The organism is Trinickia soli (assembly GCF_002879855.1).
GTDB classification, from domain to species: domain Bacteria; phylum Pseudomonadota; class Gammaproteobacteria; order Burkholderiales; family Burkholderiaceae; genus Trinickia; species Trinickia soli.
On the sequence record NZ_PNYB01000005.1, the window covers coordinates 41,273 to 58,554 of the forward strand.

The following is a 17,282-nucleotide window of genomic DNA, read 5'->3' on the forward strand; positions in this document are numbered from 1 at the left end:
TCCTAAACACGTTGACGCCGCGCTCGATTGTCTCAATCGAGGTATTTGCGAAATGCGCGAACGCTCAGCCAGCCGATCGCGAAGGCATAAAACGCCAAGGCGGCGAACGGAATCGCAAGATCGGCCAACGTGCTGCCTTTCAGAAAAACCGAGCGCAGGATCGTCACGTAATAGCGCGCATAAACGAGCAGCGTGACGGCGCGGATCGGCGCCGGCATCTGCTCGATCGCGAACGTATAGCCCGATAGCATCGTCGTCGGCAGCATCGTCAGCAGCAAAGCCACCTGGCTTGCACCCAATTGGCTTCGAATGCGCACCGACATCAAATAGCCGATGCCGAGCACCACCAGCATAAACATCGCCGTCGTCACGGCAAGCGTCAGCAGGCTGCCGCGAAACGGCACATCGAACCAGTAGACCGTGCCCACGAGACAGAACACGGCATCGACGAAACCGATTGCGAAATAGGGGATCAGCTTGCCGACCATCAGTTCGAGCGCGGTCACCGGCGTCGAAATCAGTTGCTCCATCGTGCCGCGCTCCCATTCTCGCGCGACAGTCAGCGAAGTGAGCTGCGCGCCTACGAGCGCAAGGATCACCGCCACCACGCCGGGGATGATGAAGTTGCGGCTGTCCAGACCTTCGTTGTACCAAACGCGCGGTTCGAGATCGACCGTCCCCACCTTGGACGGGGCTGCACCATGATCGGCCGCCCAACGGGCCTCGAAGGCGGCGGTGGTTTGCGCGATCACGCCCTGGGCATAGCCGATCGCAATGTTCGTCGTGTTTGTATCGGTCGCGTCGAACACGGTCTGCAGTTGCGCAACGCCTGTCGCGGTCAGCACGCGAGCGAAGTCCACGGGGATCGTCACGACGCCGGCGCACCGCCGCTGGTCGATTGCCTCGCGCACGGCCTGCTCGCTATCGAGCGCGCGCTGTGGCGCGAACCAGCCCGACGCGACGAAGCGCTCCACAAGCTCGCGGCTCACCTGGCTGTGAGCCTCGTCGCGCACGCAAAGCGGCACGCCCCGAATGTCGAGGCTGACGCCGTAGCCGAGCAACAACATCTGCATCAACGGCATCAGCAATGCGATGGCGAGGCTGCGCGGGTCGCGCCAGATCTGCAACGTTTCCTTGCGCGCGATGGCGAGCAGACGGCGCAGTTTCATGCGGTTGCTCCCCGAGCGCGCCCGGCCTCGACGCGCCGGTTCTCGCGCGTGACAAGCTGCACGAATACGTCTTCGAGACCGGGACGAATCGGCACCGGCGCGGGCGCGTCAATACCCGCTTGCGCGAGCCGGGCCGGCAACGATGCCGCCACCGAAGCGGCCGAAGCGGCCGAAGCGGCCGCGTCGCCCGGCTGATCGGCCACGAGCACATGCAGCTTGTCGCCGAAGATTGCGGCGTCGAGCACGGCCGGCGTCGCACGCAAGACCGTGACGGCCTCGGAGAGCGCCGCGCATCCAAGCTCGAACAGCTGCCCGCCCAATTGCTCGCCGCGCAACTCGCTTGGGCTGCCGACCGTGATCAAACGGCCCGCGTCGATCAGCGCAATGCGGTTGCAATATTCCGCTTCATCCATGTAGTGCGTGGAGACGAGCACCGTCACGCCATCGCCGGCGAGTCGATGAATGAGATCCCAAAACCGCCGGCGCGCTTGCGGTTCGACGCCCGATGTTGGCTCATCGAGAAACAACACGGGCGGGCGATGCAGAATGGCGCACCCGAGCGCGAGCCGTTGACGCCACCCGCCGGCCAGCGTCTTGACGAGCGCATCCTCACGCCCTTCGATGCCGGCCATGGCGATCGCAAAGCGCAGGCGCTCGTCGAGCAACGCGCGCGGCACGCGGTAAATGCCCGCAAAGAACCGCAGATTTTCACGGCAGGTCAGATCGTCGTATAAAGAAAACTTCTGCGACATATAACCGATGTGAGCGCGCACCGACTCGGGTTCGCGCGCCACGTCGAACCCCGCCACGGTGGCGATGCCGGCACTCGGCGCGAGCAATGCACAGAACATGCGGATCGCCGTCGACTTGCCGGCGCCGTTCGGGCCGATGAAGCCGACGACTTCGCCCTTGCCGATCGTCAGATCGAGTCGATCGACCGCCGTGAATGTGCCGAAGCGTTTCGTCAGCCCGCGCGCAACCACGACGGGCTCGCGAGCGTCCGTCGGCGTCGACGGTGAGAACACGCTCATGACGATTGCCCCACGAGCGCAACGAATACGTCTTCGATTCCGGGTTCCACCGTCTCGATCGGCGCATGTGCGATCGCGTGCGCGGCCAACCTCGCTTCGAGCTCCGGGGCGCGTCGTGCGCCGTCGTCGACGTGGACATGCACGCGATCGCCCATCAGCAACGTGCCTTGTACGCCGGGCGCCGACGCCAACGCTTCACGAATCGCGCGCGGATCCGTGCCGGCGATGGCAAGCAGCGCGCCTTGCAGGCTTTGCTTGAGCACAGCAGGCGTTGCGCATTCGCGCACCTCCCCCGCGTGCAACAGCGCAAGCCGGGTGCAGCGCTGCGCCTCGTCCATGTAAGCCGTCGACATGACGATCGTCACGCCCTCGTCGCGCAGCCGATACAGGATCGCCCAAAAATCGCGCCTCGAAACGGGATCGACGCCTGTCGTCGGCTCATCGAGCAACAACACCTTCGGCGTATGGATCAGCGCACAGACGAGACCGAGTTTTTGCTTCATGCCGCCCGAGAGCTGTCCGGCCCGGCGGTGTTCGAACGGCGCCAGCCCCGCCGCATCGAGCAGCTGCGCGACGCGTTCGCGATACCGCGCGCGCGGCACCTCGAAAACCTCTCCGTAGAAGAAGGCATTTTCGGCGACGGTCAGATCCTCATACAAGCCAAACCGTTGCGGCATGTAGCCTAGTACCGTCTTCGCCTGCTCCGGGTTTGCCGCCACGTCGATGCCTTCGAGCACGATACGCCCGCTATCGGGGCGCAATATACCGGCCAGCATGCGCATCAACGTCGTCTTGCCCGCGCCGTCGGGTCCCACGAGCCCGAAGATTTCACCGCGCTCGATCGCCAGCGTAACGCCACGCACGGCATCGATCGCGCCGAAGCGCCGACCGACCCCCTCGGCAGTGACGGCGGCATCGCTCATTGCCCGCTCGCGCGCGCAACGATCGACGCATCCGCAGGCATACCGGGCAGCAGTTCGTGCGTCGGATTGTCGATGTCGACTCGAATGCGATAAACGAGCGTGACGCGTTGCGCGTGCGTCTCGACGGTCTTCGGCGTGAATTCGGCCTGCGGCGAAATGAAGCTGACCCGTCCGCGATAAACCCTCGACGGATAGGCGTCAGTTTTCACATCGACGCTGTCCCCAAGCCGCACGCGGCCCACATCGGGCTCGTTCAGGTAAGCGCGCAACCAGACGTGATCGAGCTCGTCGATCGTGAAGATCGCGACGCCGGGACCCGCAAGCTGGCCGAGCTCGGCTTCCCGGACCGCAATGACGCCGTCGAACGGCGCGCGCACCTCCGTGTAGGACAGCGTGGTCTCGTCGAGCGCGAGTTTGGCGCGCGCCGCTTCGACATTCGCCGTCGCCAACGTCACGGCGTTGCGCGCGACCTCGACGAGCGCACGATCGTGCGCGAGCAAAGCAGCCGATTGGTTCTTTGCCGTCAACGCAAGATCGCGCGCTTGTTGCGACACGGCGTCGTGCCTGGCCAGCGTATCGGCCCGCGAGAAGTCGAGCTGCTTTTGCGCCAGGTCGAATCGATCGCTCTCGACACTGCTCGACGTGGCTTCGAGCGTGCTGCGATTGGCGCTCACTTGCGCCGCCTGCACGTCCAGATTCGCGCGGTCGATGTCGACCTGCCGTCGATAGAGCCGATCGTCCAGGCGCGCGAGCACCGTCCCTCGCGTGACGTGCGCGCCTTCATCAAACGGAAGAAAGACGATCGGCGCCTGTACCTGCGTCACACTGAGCACGCTTGCATGCGCCTCGATGTTCCCCGACACGACGATCAGGCCTGCCGTATCCGCGGGCCTGAAGATCGGCGACCAACGCCATAGCGCGTACGCGCCGATTGCCAGCGCGAGCGTAACCAACACGAGCATCGAAACCCGCGTCGAACGCGAACCGAGCCGCGCGCGCCAGCGCGCCAAAAGGTCGAGAGCCATTTCAGCACTTTACGCAGATGAGAACAGCAATCGTTTGATAAGCATCAAGCCGCGCAAGCATAGGCGAGTCGAACATGTCCGTATCGGGCCGCGGAGCCTCGCCCGGCCATCGACGTCGGCTCCTTCCGGACCGGACCCTCGCCAATCAGGAGCAAACGCGTGCCGAAGCTGTACCCCTCCATCGTGGCTTATCTGGCTGCCGCCGCAGCGGTGGTCGCGTTGGGGCTCGTCAGTTGGCGGCATTTCACGCGCCCTGCCGCGCCGCACTATGTGACGCAGAAGGTCGATCGCGGCGACATCGTTCATTCGATCATCGCGACGGGCACGGTCAATCCCGTGCTGACGATCATCGTCGGAACCTACGTATCGGGCGTGATCCAGCAACAGTATTGCGACTTCAATACGCGCGTGAGCAAAGGGCAACTGTGCGCGAAGATCGACCCGCGCCCCTATCAAACCCTCGTCGATCAGGCACGCGCCGAACTCGACAATGCGCGTGCGCAGCTCGGCAAAGATCGTGCAGCGCTCGTCTATGCCAAGAGCGCTTTCGAGCGCAGCACTACGTTGCTGCAACACGGCATCATGTCCCAGGATGCCGCCGACAACGCCCGCAGCGCATACGATCAGGCGCGTGCGCAGGTGGCCGTCGATGCAGCCGCCATCGAGCAGCGAAGCGCTGCGCTGAGGACAGCCGAGGTCAACCTCGGTTACACGAACATCGTGTCGCCCGTCGACGGCACCGTCGTGTCGCGCAACGTGACGATCGGGCAAACGGTCGCGGCCAGTTTTCAAACGCCGACGCTGTTTCTGATCGCCGCCGACCTCACGCAAATGCAGGTCGATACCAACGTCAGCGAAAGCGACATCGGCGGCTTGCATGAAAACACCGAAGCCACCTTTACCGTCGAAGCATTCCCGAAGCGGCAGTTCGCGGGGCGCGTCATGCAGGTTCGCCAAGCGCCGCAGACGGTGCAAAACGTCGTCACCTACGATGTCGTGATCAGTGCGCGAAATGCCGACCTGAGCCTGAAGCCCGGCATGACAGCCACGGCACGCATCGTGATCGAAACACGTCGGCGGGTGTTGCGCGTGCCGGACCAGGCGCTGCGCTTCAACCCGTCAGGTCTGCCTGCCCAGCCGCAGGTCGCGGCCGGCTCCGCTCGCGTCTGGGTAGAGCGCAATGACCATCTCGTCGCGGTGACCGTGACAACGGGCCTCGACGATGATTCGTACTCCGAAATAACGAGCGGCGACGTACGCGAAGGTGACGCGGTCGTAATCGCCGAAACAACCGCCAGCGCCAGGGCGACCTCGGTCGCCGCGCCGCGCCTGCGTATGTAATCGCAGCGAGGCCGACCATGCGCGACACGGTAGTCGATCTGAGCAACGTAACAAAGGTCTACGCGGCTGGCGGCGCGGAGCTGCGCGCGCTCGACGACGTCAGCCTGACGATCGAACGCGGCGAGTTCGTCGCGATCATGGGCTCGTCGGGCTCGGGCAAATCGACGTTGATGAACGTCCTGGGCTGCCTTGACCGGCCCACGGCCGGGCGCTACGTGCTGGAGGGCGCGGACACCGCGCGTCTGACCGAACCGGAACTCGCGCGGATCCGCAGCAGCCGTATCGGCTTCGTCTTCCAGAGCTTCAATCTGCTGGCCCGCACGAGCGCGCTCGAAAACGTTGCGCTGCCGCTGTTCTACAGCGTCGACGGCCCCGTCAATCACGTCGAAAGGCTTTCTCGCGCGCGCGAGGCGCTGCGCTTCGTTGGACTGGCGGAACGCGAAAGCAATTGGCCGAGCCAGTTGTCGGGCGGTCAGCAGCAACGCGTGGCGATCGCTCGCGCGCTGATCGGGCAACCGGCCATCGTGCTTGCCGACGAACCGACCGGCAATCTCGATTCGCGCACCTCGCACGAAATCATGGTCATGCTGCAAACGCTCAATCGCGAACAAGGCGTCACCATCGTCGTCGTGACGCACGAGCCCGATATCGCGCCGTACATGGACCGGATCGTGACGATGCGCGATGGTCGCATCGTCTCCGACGAGCACCGCACGCCGTCGCAAGGCGAACCGACCCAGCACGGCACCGCGCCATCTCCATCGCCGCCTTCACCGGTGAAGAGCGGGCAGCGCACCGCGCCGACATTGCCTCCCGCTTCCGCGGCCCACGCAGGCTTCGCGAAGATGACGCTCTCGGCCGCGGCCCTCGCGCTATGGCGCAACAAGATGCGTTCCGCGCTGACCGTGCTTGGCGTGTTCATCGGCGTCGCGGCGTTGATTGCCATGGTGGCGATCGGCCAGGGCGCGAATGAAGCCGTGCGCAAGCAGATCGAAAGCCTTGGCACGAACCTGCTCGTCGTCGTCCCCGGCGCAACGACCTCGACCGGCGTGCGGGCGGGTTCGGGCAGCGCATCGACGCTGACCGTCGACGACGCGCGCGCGCTCAAGCGCGAAGATCCGGCCGTCGGCGCGGTCAGCTATCTGATCAGGCAATTGGGGCAAGTCGAGTACGGCGGACACAACTGGTCGACGAGCATTCAAGGCATTGCCCCGGCCTACCTCGATACGACAGGCTGGCATATCGCATCGGGCCGCGCCGTCAATGAGAACGACGACCGCGACGGCGCCATGGTCGTTCTGATCGGACAGACCGTTTATCAACAGCTCTTTTCCGTCGGCGAAAACCCCATTGGCGCGACGATTCTCGTCAAAGGCAAGGCGCTGCGCGTGGTGGGCCTGCTTGCCGCCAAAGGACAAACGGCGTTCGGGCAAGATCAGGACGACGTGGTCATCATTCCGTTCAGTAGCGCCGAGCGCAAAGTCCTCGGTGTGGCCGTCCCCAGTCAGGCGCAGTCGAGTGCGAACCCTTACTTCCCGCCGGTCCCGAATCCCTACGGCACGCCGCCGCGCCTGACGGGCTACGTCAATCAGATTTACGTCGAAGCCGCCGCCCCCCAACTCGTGCAGGCAGCCATCGCGCAGGTGACGCAGACGCTGCGCCGACGCCACCGCCTGCGCCCGTCCGACGACAACGATTTCGCCGTGCGCAATCTGAGCCAGATCGCGCAAACGGCCGCGGGCAGCAGCCGCATCCTGGCGCTGTTGCTGGCCGCAATCGCCTCGATTTCGCTGCTCGTCGGCGGCATCGGCATCATGAACATCCTGCTCGTATCGGTGACCGAACGGACGCGCGAGATCGGCTTGCGCATGGCAGTCGGCGCGCGGCGGCTCCATGTCCTTCTCCAGTTTCTCGTCGAAGCCGTGTTCTTGAGCGTGAGCGGCGGCATCGGCGGCATTGTGTTCGGCATCGCCGCCTCGAAGCTCGTGACCGTCATCGCCCACTGGCCCACGCTGCTTTCGCCCGCCGCCATCGTCGGCGGCTTTGCGTTTTCCGCGGCCGTCGGCGTCTTCTTTGGCTACTACCCTGCCAAGAAGGCTTCGCGGCTCGACCCCATCGAGGCCCTGCGCTATGAATGATCCCGCTATGCTCACGATGGCTCGCGCCGTGGCGCCAACGGCTCGCGCGGTATTGGCCGCCTGGCTGGCCGCTGCTTTGGCTGCGCTCGCAGGATGCGCCGTCGGCCCGGATTTCGCGCGGCCGTCGAGGCCTGCCGTCACCGATTATGTGGCTCAACCCGCGGTATTGCCGACGGCCGGTCCGACCGACGTCGGGCAGCATCTTCAATGGGGCGCCAACCTCGACCAACATTGGTGGACGGCATTCCATTCGTCGGATCTCGATGACACCGTATCGCGCGCCATCGCCGGCAGCCCGACGCTCGATACCGCGCGCGCGACGCTGGCTCAGGCGCAGCAGGCGATCCTCATCGCGCGGGGCGGGCTCTATCCGCAGATCGACGCAGGCGCGAGCGCGCAGCGCGATCGAGCGCGTGGCGCGAGAGGCGGCGACGCGGGCCTTGCCACGACGAACCTGCTGACGGTCGGCCCGACGGTCAGCTACACGCTCGACTTGTTCGGCGGCACACGCCGCGCAATCGAAGCGCAGACGGCAACGGCAGACTATCAACGCTATCAACTCGCCGCGGCCTATCTGACATTGACGGGCAACACGGTGACGCAGGCGCTGACGGCAGCCAGCGCGCGCGAGCAACTGCGTGCGGTCCAGGACATCATTGCACTCGACAAACGCAACGTCGAACTCGTTTCGATCGAACGCGAGGTCGGCAAAGCGGCGTTGAGCGATGTGCTCGCAGCGCGTAGCCAGCTCGCGGCCGATCTCGCGCTATCGCCTGCGCTTGCGCAGCAACTCAGCGCCGCCGATCACGCGTTGGCCGTGTTGGTTGGACAAACACCCGCACAATGGCAGGCGCCGCCGTTCGACTTCTCCATGCTGACGCTGCCGGCCGACATTCCTATCGCATTGCCCTCCGTATGGCTGGAGCAGCGCCCCGATATCAAAGCCGCCGAAGCGCAGCTCCATGCGGCCAGCGCGGCGATCGGCGTCGCGACTGCGCAGCTGTATCCTCACGTCACGCTGAGCGCCGCATGGACGCAAGCCGCTGCATCGATGGGACCGCTGTTCCAATCGTCGAACGGCTTATGGACCGTGGCCGCTGCATTGACCGCTCCGCTATTTCACGGTGGCGCACTGACCGCACAGAAGCAGGCAGCCGTCGACGCATTCGACGCGCAACTCGGCATTTACCGACAAACGGTCTTGCAAGCGTTCGGGCAAGTGGCCGATACGCTGCGGGCGTTGGAGCACGATGCCGACGAACTGGCCGCGCAGCGCGCGGCGTTGGATGCGGCGCAAACCTCGCTCTCGCTGTTGCAGGAAAGCTATCGCGTCGGAACGGCAAGCCTCGTCGATCTGCTGTTTGCGCAACGCTTGTTTGCTCAAGCGCGTCTCGGTTACGCAAAGGCGAAAGGCCAGCGTTACGTCGATACGGCACAGTGGTTCGCCGCCATGGGCGGCTCGGCGCAAGCGTGGGTCCAGGAATCGGGCAGCCGATAGCCGCTCTCGCTGCCTGACGGTGACACGGTGCACCCTCACACCGTCACGACGATCGTCCCCAACTGCTCGTTCGATTCCAGAAAGCGGTGAGCGGCGACGATATCGTCGAATTCGAACGTCTTGGCGATGACCGGCCGCAGTGTGCCCGCTGCGAGCCCATCGAGGATGAACGCTTTTGCGGCCGCCAGTCGTGTATCTCACGGCAGAAAACGGCGCCAAAAACCAACCCGCAAAGGCGCCCCGTTACATGTTCTTCCGGAACGGCGCGCCCGAATGTTCGCGCAACTCGTTGAAGACGATGTTGGGCCATGCCTTTTGCGCGACCTCGATCTCCGAGATATGGGAGGCCAGGTACGTCGGCGCATTGGCGGCGTCGAGCGCCATCCGCGCAGCGTAGGCGTCCGTGAAGCGGCGCAGCTCCGCGGGGTCGCTGCAGGTGATCCAACGCGACATCCGATAGCGGGCCGGCATGATGCGCACGTCGACCTTGTACTCGGCCGAAAGCCGGTGCGATACGACTTCGAATTGAAGTTGCCCCACTGCACCGAGAATCATCGAGCCGCCGTGCGCAGGTCGAAACACCTGAATCGCGCCTTCTTCGCCGAGTTGCTTCAACGCTTCCCCAAGCTGCTTGGCGCGCATCGGGTCGACGACTTCGACGGTCTGAAAGATCTCGGGTGCGAAGAACGGCAGGCCCACGAATTGCAGCAGCTCGCCTTCGGTCAGCGTATCGCCGAGGCTCAGCGTCCCATGGTTCGGAATGCCGATGATGTCGCCGGGATAGGCTTCGCTGACGGTCTCGCGCCGTTGCGACAGAAACGTCACGACGTTGTTCGCGCGGAACGTCTTGCCCGAACGCGTGACCTTCAGCGCCATGCCACGCTCGAAGCGGCCCGAGCAGACGCGAATGAACGCGACGCGATCGCGGTGCGCGAGGTCCATGTTCGCTTGCACCTTGAACACGACGCCCGTGAACTTCGGCTCGTCGGGCTGCACGGGGCGCTGCACGGCCATACGCATCGACGGCGGCGGCGCCAGTTCGACGAGCGCATCGAGAATTTCCTTCACGCCGAAGTTGTTGATGGCCGATCCGAACAGCACCGGCGATTGCTGGCCCGCCAGGAATGCTTCGCGATCGAACGAAGGCGTCGCCGCGCAAATGAGGTCGATCTCTTCCTTGGCCTTCTTCCAGGCGAAACCAAAGCGCCGTTCGCCTTGCTCATTGTCGGGTGCCGATAACGTCTCGACCTCGCCGCCGGCCGTATCCTGCCCCGCGCGAAACACACGCACCTGATCGCGAATGATGTCGTAGACACCCTGAAATTCTTTGCCCATCCCGATGGGCCACGTAAACGGCACAGCCGACACGCCCAGATGCTGCTCGATTTCGTCGAGCAGATCGAGCGGTGCGCGCACTTCGCGATCGAGCTTGTTGATGAAAGTGACGATCGGCGTGCGACGGCTGCGGCAGACTTCGAGCAGCTTCAACGTCTGCGCCTCGACGCCGTTTGCGCCGTCAATCACCATGACGGCCGCGTCGACGGCCGTCAGCACACGATACGTATCCTCAGAGAAATCCTCGTGGCCCGGCGTATCGAGCAGATTGATGACGGCGTCGCCGTATTCGAACTGCATGACGGAGCTGGCCACCGAGATACCGCGCTGCTTCTCGATTTCCATCCAATCGGAAGTCGCATAGCGATTGCTCTTCCGACCCTTGACGGTGCCCGCAATCTGGATTGCGCCCGAAAACAGCAGCAGCTTTTCGGTGAGCGTGGTTTTACCCGCGTCGGGGTGCGAAATGACCGCAAACGTGCGGCGGCGCTTGAGTTCGGCGACTGACATCGTAATTGGGGGGCGTATCGGGATTAGAGCGGTGCGGGGGCGATGATACACGGTCCCCCGCCCATGCGCCCAGTCGCATGCGGCAGCGGCGGTTTCTTGCTGAACGAAACCGCCGCTGCGATCATCTGCTCCCGAAAACGCTCACCCGTCAAAACAATGCGACGGTCGCTCCCTGCGGGCGGATCGCATCCTCGGCAATCGAGACCGCGCCACGCGGGCGGCCGATCGAGTAGTACTCGATGCCGAGCTCTTCCATCGCGATCGGCTCATACAGATTGCGTCCGTCAAACACGATCGGCTGCTTCAGACGGGCTTTGAGGCTGTCGAAGTCGGGGCTCTTGAACGCTTTCCATTCGGTCATGACGATGAGCGCATCTGCGCCGGCCACCACGTCCATCTGATCCTCGACGAACGAGAGTCGCGCACGGGCTTCGGGTTCGCCCCGCAAATCGGCCGCAAACGCGCGTTTGGCTTCCTTCATGGCCACCGGATCGAACGCGACCACGCGTGCGCCGCGTTCGAGCAGCGCAGCCACGACGACCCGGCTCGGCGCTTCGCGCATATCGTCCGTGCCCGGCTTGAACGCCAGGCCCCAGACGCCGAATACGCAGTCACTCAAATCATCGCCGAAGCGCTCGACGATCTTGTTGACGAGCACCTGCTTCTGCGCGGCATTGACCGACGAAACCGCATCGAGAATGCGCAGCGTATCCCCATACTCATGCGCGGTCTGCATCAGCGCGCGCACGTCCTTCGGGAAACACGAGCCGCCGTAACCGCACCCCGCATAAAGAAAGTGATACCCGATGCGGGGATCGGAACCGATGCCGCGCCGCACGGCCTCGATGTCGGCGCCGACGCGCTCCGCCAGATTTGCGAGCTCGTTCATGAACGAGATTCGCGTCGCCAGCATTGCGTTTGCGGCGTACTTCGTGAACTCGGCCGAGCGCACATCCATGAAGAGCATGCGCTCTCGATTGCGGTTGTACGGCGCGTACAGGCGCTTCATCGTCTCGCGTGCGCGTTCGCCGGGTACGTCGTCATCGCATCCCACGACGATCCGTTCAGGCCGCGTGAAATCTTCGATAGCGGCGCCTTCCTTCAGGAACTCGGGATTCGATACGACCGAGAACATGCAGTCGAGGCCGCGCTGCGCCACCTGTTCGGCAATGGCTTCGCGCACACGTCGCGCAGTGCCGACCGGCACCGTCGACTTATCGACGACAACCGTGAAGGTTTCGATGTGGCGACCGATCTCGCTTGCAGCCGCAAGCACGTACTGGAGATCGGCGGAGCCGTCCTCGCCGCTGGGCGTGCCGACGGCAATGAAAATGGCTTCGCGCTGTGTCATTGCGCGATGCGGATCGGTCGTAAACGACAGCCGACCCGCAGCCTTGTTACGCGCCACGATTTCGTGCAGGCCGGGCTCGTGAATCGGAATGCCCCCCGATTCGAGGACGTCGATCTTGTCCCGATCGACGTCGAAGCAGCAGACATCGTTACCGACGTCCGCCAGACAAGCCGCCGTCACGAGGCCGACGTAGCCGCAGCCGATGATGGTCACATTCATGGTGGTGGCCCTTCAAGAAACAACGAGAATAGGGATAGCGATGTTGATCGGGGCGGCGCAGGGAGGCGACAAACACGAAGGAGGAAGACGCGCCCGCCCACCGGCAGAATGCTTATCAGGCAATAACAAAAAGCCGACGGCAAGCGAGGCAAAATTGCGAAAAATTCTGGAAGCTCGCATGCCCCGATAATTTTTCTGATTTTTTTGTGGCAGGCGCAAGGAACGGTGCGCATGCGCATGACGCATGCACCGTAAGAAGCAGGTGGCGGTTTTTTGTCGATTTACTTCTTGTCACACTCTGATCGTGCTCACTGCTACCGGCTAAGCCCTCGATCGAGACTGTGACTACCGCGCTCTCCCCGTCGCCGCTCCGAACCCCGCGCCGACCTCAGATATACCTGGGACACCTGGATCGCCGCGCTCGCACGCGGCGATCCGAACGCCGAAGGTCGTATGCACCGCTCACTGGCGCGCACGACCCGGGGACACGCTCGAATGGTGAAGCGCGCGAATCGCGGCCGGCGCGATTCAGGCGTGATACAGCACCTCGGGCGGCTTCGAATCGCTGCGGCCATCCGGCGCGTGGCGCAGCCAATCAGGGGTGCGGCTGCGGATCACGCCAGCTTCGATCGCGCGCTGCGCGCTCTGCGCGGACGATGCAGCAGCCACCACCGCCGCAGCAGTGTCGACTGTCGGCTGAACGTCAGCGGGCTGATCGGCCATCGCCTCTTCGGCGAGCTCGGGGCGAGGCTGGGCAGCGGCCTCGTGCCGGTCGATCCAATCGCGCGCCCAGTCGAGCGCAAAGCGCACGGCGCTATCGCTATCGGCAAAGCGTGGGCCGATCAGACCGGACCGCTCGACACGCCGGCCGTCCTTGACGATTTCGGCCGACGCGCGGTAACTGAGTTGCGATTGCTTTGCGACCGGCTGCGCAGACGCGTGAATCGTATGGTCAAGATAGTCTTCTGAACGTTTCGTCTCTGTCATCGAATCAACCGGTTGCATCTCATGCGAATAGTCTCCGTTGGCGCGCATCGGGACGCCGGGCGTCGGCGCGCGCCGCGATGAGGCCACAGGGGCATCGCCGCGCACGATATGCGTGCAAAGGGGCGCATTCATCGCGCTCACGGCTTCGCTTGCGCCGTCCTGATCGGCGCACCCGTTCGTCGATTGCCACGATTCGGGGTTGGTCCAAAACACACCGCGCAAACGCGGCGATTCGGGCGCAGGTACCGGCGCGGCTTTCGGGGCGGGTTGAGCGGCCGCTTCCGGTTGCGGCACATAAGCAAACGTCCGACCGAACTCCGACAGCACCTTCACGATCTCAGTCAGGGTGCCATCGGCCAGCCAGTCGTCGAAGCGGCGCCGGCAGGTGGGTCCCGACGGATACCGCGCCGGCAGTTTCGACCAGCGTTCGCCCGTGGTCAGAATCCAGAGCACCGCGTTCGCGACGACACGCGGCTCGGCGCGCGGCCGGCCCCGGCGGTGCGGATGAATGGGTTCGTCGGCCGCTAACGGCGCAAGGCGTGCCCATTCGTCGTCAGTCAATTCCTCAAAGAACATGTTTTTCTCCACGCAGCCTGGCCCGGCTGCGACACTTGGTCGACGGAAATGGCCCACTCCCGACGACCGCCAGGTTGCACACATTGTTTTGTTCTCGTGTTACTGCGAATCAAAGCCGCACACAGGTCGTGCGACTTTGCCCTCGGTCGACGCAAAAATCGCGTCCGCGCTCGTGCATGGGAAAATAGAGCAGAAAGCATACCATCGCGAAAGCGTAACAAAAATTGTGCCACGCCTAAATGTCGCGCATAACAATCACCCGAGCGAGGGTACACGCTCCGATGTAAACTCCTGAGAGAGGTCACAATATTAGAATATTTTTTGCGGACCGCCATCGGGCGATATGTAACGAAGTGATTCTGAAACGATTTCAACCTACATAATCGCGTGTGAATCTGTCATCTTGCGCAATAAGTCGATTGCGCAATCGTTTGCGCGATGCAAACGCGCCCTAGTTCCAACGCAGGTCCGCCAGCAGGGATCGGACCACCGGCTCGGGCACCGGACAAGGCGGGACGGGGTACTGCGGGTGATCGCAGCCGAGCAGCAACGGCGTGCCGGCTCTCAGAGCCTGTTTCATCGAATCGGTCAATTCGAAACGCAGGAAATGGACAGCGGAAGTTTTTTCACTATTTTCCCGCGGCAGATCCTCGTCGGCGACAGCGTAGACCGGCGTCTCATAGCCGATCAGCATAAATATCCGATCTTCAATGCCAATCAGGCGTGACAAGGCAGCACGGCGTTCCACCTCCTTCTCGTACTCAATTTGCATGGTCGCCTTGAAATTATTACCGTCTGGCACCAGCGGTAAATATGCCGCCAGCTCGGCATCAATTCCCTCCTCATCGAAAATTTTTTCTATATGAAGCATTTCCTGTATCTGATACCGAATGGTCGTTTCATCTTCGAACAAAATCGTCAGATGATTACCGAGCTGGACACAACGCTTCTTCTTATGCTCGATAACTTCGCTTCGTGTGACGTTACGAACTTTCGCATACGCCTCAAGCGTCAAAAGGGAATTGCGTGAGATGGTCATTTACATTTCCTCGCAAATGCATAAAACCATGGCGGCTAAATTCCATATGCCTTACGCAGAAGCGTCAACGGATGCGCCAGCTCGGCATGGGGAAGCCCCGCTTCTTCGATGCCCTGAGCAATGTGATGCCCCGCGAGTTGGCAATCCGAGGCGATATAGGCCGGTGACGGCTCGGACATCGCCTTGAAGACCGGTTTGCCGATCCGCATCGCCGTTTCATGAAACTCTTTCTTCACACCAAACGTTCCCGCGTGCCCCGAACAGCGCTCCACGACCTTGAGCACGGTGCCTGGAACGAGCGACAGCGCGTCGTATGTTTTGCGGCCGAGGTTCTGCACGCGCCCGTGACAGGGCACGTGATACGACACGGTGCCGAGCGCCTGCGTGAAGTCCGTTCTCAAAAGGCCGTCCTTGTGGCGCGAAACGAAGTACTCGAACGGATCCCAGAACGCCTCGGCTACTGCGCGAACATCGGCATCGTCGGGGAACATCAGCGGCAACTCCTGCTTGTACATCAGCACGCAGCTCGGTATCGCGGCCATCAGCGCGAACCCTTCGCGCGCATAGCGCACGAGCGTGGGAATGTTCTTCTCTTTCTTCGCGGCTACGCCTGCGAGGTTGCCCTGTTCGAGCAGCGGCATGCCGCAGCACGCTTCTTTCTCGACGAGTTCATAGGGAATGCCGTTGTGCTCGAGCACGGCGAGCAGGTCATGGCCGATGCCGGGCTCGTTGAAATTGACGTAGCAGGTCGCGTAAACGGCGACCTTCCCGGGCGTGCGCTCACCCTCTCGCACCGGCGCCTCGGGAGAACGCTTCGCATGCGGGCGGAATTTGCGCGCCGCGAATGACGGCAACCAGGCATTGCGGTCGACGCCGAGCGCGCGCTCCATGGCGGCGCGTGCCGGCTTCGTCTCGTTCACGGCATTGACGGCTTGCGTGACGATCGGAATCCCGGCGAAGTGCCCGAGCGCATCGGTGTTGGACAGCAATCTGTCGCGCAGGGCCACCTCGCCGCGTTGATAACGCGCCGCCTTCGCGCGCAGCATCAGATGCGGAAAATCCACGTTCCAAGGATGCGGCGGAACGTAAGGACATTTCGTCATATAGCAAAGATCGCAGAGATAACACTGATCGACGACCTTCGGAAAGGCGCTATGGTCGACATCGTGCGCTTCGCCGCTGTCGGTCGCGTCGACGAGATCGAACAACGTCGGAAATGCGCCGCACAACGCCACGCAGCGGCGGCACCCTGCGCAAATGTCGAAGACGCGAGACAACTCGGCGTCGATCGCCGTTTGATCGTAGAAATCGGGATCCCGCCAATCGAGCGGGTGACGCGTGGGCGCCTCAAGACTGCCTTCTTTGTGGGGCATGGATGACGCTCCGTAACGGTCAGGCGCGGCTCATCGCGCACCAAACAGCCCATGGCGGCGCCGCAGGCGCGCACGCCTCGCCGCGTGATTCGTGCGCGCCGCCGGCCGAACGAACGGCGCGCGTTCGAGCGACGGGCTGGCCGACCCTCAATCCGACAACGCCTCGAGCGCTTTGGTATAGCGATTCGCGTGACTGCGCTCGGCTTTCGCGAGCGTTTCGAACCAGTTTGCGATTTCGTCGAATCCTTCGTCGCGCGCCGTTTTAGCCATACCGGGGTACATGTCCGTGTATTCGTGCGTTTCACCCGCGATCGCCGACTGCAGATTTTGTCGCGACGACCCAAACGGCAGCCCGGTAGCGGGGTCGCCTACGGCTTCGAGGTATTCGAGGTGACCATGTGCGTGTCCCGTCTCGCCTTCGGCCGTCGAGCGAAACAGTGCGGCGACATCGTTTTGACCTTCGACGTCGGCCTTTGCCGCGAAATACAGGTAGCGCCGATTCGCTTGCGATTCCCCTGCGAAAGCAGCCTTGAGGTTGTCTTCCGTCTTGGAGCCTTTCAACTGAGCCATTGTGAGCCTCCTTCGTGGACTGGACCGGCATTGCGCGCGGCCGATATCTTCTACGGTGTGTGGGGCGCGCACAAATGCGCGGCGAGCCGCAGCCCTGTGCGTCGCGTTTTCAAATCTAGGATGTCCGCGAACCCTTCCCCAATTGGCATTTTCTATGTGGGCGATAGGCTTGGACTCTTTCCCGCAGGCACACGCTC

Annotated in this window: 13 protein-coding genes and 1 pseudogene; 3 read left to right on the forward strand and 11 right to left on the reverse strand. The window is 63.2% G+C overall.

Annotated elements, in window-relative coordinates; translation table 11 throughout:
• Positions 1–32: 32 nt before the first annotated feature.
• From C0Z19_RS07465 to C0Z19_RS07480, 4 genes are read right to left on the reverse strand one after another with little or no spacing between them, the layout of a single operon-like run.
• A complete protein-coding gene (locus tag C0Z19_RS07465) occupies positions 33–1,169 on the reverse strand; it encodes an ABC transporter permease (protein ID WP_102609183.1) in 1,137 nt (378 codons plus the stop codon).
• Entirely contained in the window at positions 1,166–2,200 is a 1,035-nt protein-coding gene (locus tag C0Z19_RS07470) for an ABC transporter ATP-binding protein (RefSeq protein WP_102609184.1), read from the reverse strand. The genes C0Z19_RS07465 and C0Z19_RS07470 overlap by 4 nt, the downstream gene beginning before the upstream one ends.
• Positions 2,197–3,123 (reverse strand): ABC transporter ATP-binding protein, encoded by a 927-nt coding sequence (locus tag C0Z19_RS07475; RefSeq protein ID WP_102609185.1) that lies wholly within the window; start codon positions 3,121–3,123, stop codon positions 2,197–2,199. The genes C0Z19_RS07470 and C0Z19_RS07475 overlap by 4 nt, the downstream gene beginning before the upstream one ends.
• Complete coding sequence (locus C0Z19_RS07480; protein WP_102609350.1) at positions 3,120–4,085, reverse strand: HlyD family secretion protein; 966 nt, start codon at positions 4,083–4,085, stop codon at positions 3,120–3,122. Before C0Z19_RS07480 ends, C0Z19_RS07475 begins: the two co-directional genes overlap by 4 nt.
• Positions 4,086–4,307: 222 nt before the next feature.
• On the opposite strand from C0Z19_RS07480, the gene C0Z19_RS07485 reads away from it, so the two are divergent.
• Genes C0Z19_RS07485 through C0Z19_RS07495 form a run of 3 tightly spaced genes read left to right on the forward strand, consistent with a single transcriptional unit; the run spans position 4,308 to position 9,125 of the window.
• A complete protein-coding gene (locus C0Z19_RS07485) occupies positions 4,308–5,489 on the forward strand; it encodes an efflux RND transporter periplasmic adaptor subunit (protein ID WP_233196040.1) in 1,182 nt (393 codons plus the stop codon).
• A gap of 17 nt (positions 5,490–5,506) precedes the next feature.
• On the forward strand, positions 5,507–7,627 hold the full coding sequence (locus tag C0Z19_RS07490; protein ID WP_102609186.1) for an ABC transporter permease: 2,121 nt from the start codon (positions 5,507–5,509) through the stop codon (positions 7,625–7,627).
• On the forward strand, positions 7,620–9,125 hold the full coding sequence (locus C0Z19_RS07495; RefSeq protein WP_102609187.1) for an efflux transporter outer membrane subunit: 1,506 nt from the start codon (positions 7,620–7,622) through the stop codon (positions 9,123–9,125). Before C0Z19_RS07490 ends, C0Z19_RS07495 begins: the two co-directional genes overlap by 8 nt.
• 35 nt (positions 9,126–9,160) lie before the next feature.
• Here the strand turns inward: C0Z19_RS07495 and C0Z19_RS07500 are convergent.
• The 7 genes and pseudogenes from C0Z19_RS07500 to C0Z19_RS07530 form a co-directional block, all read right to left on the reverse strand.
• A pseudogene (locus C0Z19_RS07500) lies at positions 9,161–9,316 on the reverse strand (zinc-binding dehydrogenase); the annotation flags it as partial.
• A 52-nt stretch (positions 9,317–9,368) separates the two neighbouring features.
• Positions 9,369–10,970, reverse strand: a complete 1,602-nt coding sequence (locus C0Z19_RS07505; RefSeq protein WP_102609188.1) for a peptide chain release factor 3 — start codon at positions 10,968–10,970, stop codon at positions 9,369–9,371.
• 148 nt (positions 10,971–11,118) lie between these two features.
• Positions 11,119–12,540 (reverse strand): UDP-glucose dehydrogenase family protein, encoded by a 1,422-nt coding sequence (locus C0Z19_RS07510; protein ID WP_102609189.1) that lies wholly within the window; start codon positions 12,538–12,540, stop codon positions 11,119–11,121.
• Between the two features lie 528 nt (positions 12,541–13,068).
• A complete protein-coding gene (locus C0Z19_RS07515) occupies positions 13,069–14,103 on the reverse strand; it encodes a DUF6566 family protein (protein WP_102609190.1) in 1,035 nt (344 codons plus the stop codon).
• A 451-nt stretch (positions 14,104–14,554) separates the two neighbouring features.
• A complete protein-coding gene (locus tag C0Z19_RS07520; protein ID WP_102609191.1) occupies positions 14,555–15,142 on the reverse strand; it encodes a DUF3501 family protein in 588 nt (195 codons plus the stop codon).
• A gap of 35 nt (positions 15,143–15,177) precedes the next feature.
• On the reverse strand, positions 15,178–16,515 hold the full coding sequence (locus C0Z19_RS07525) for a heterodisulfide reductase-related iron-sulfur binding cluster (RefSeq protein WP_102609192.1): 1,338 nt from the start codon (positions 16,513–16,515) through the stop codon (positions 15,178–15,180).
• 147 nt (positions 16,516–16,662) lie between these two features.
• On the reverse strand, positions 16,663–17,085 hold the full coding sequence (locus C0Z19_RS07530) for a rubrerythrin family protein (protein ID WP_102609193.1): 423 nt from the start codon (positions 17,083–17,085) through the stop codon (positions 16,663–16,665).
• Positions 17,086–17,282 lie beyond the last annotated feature (197 nt).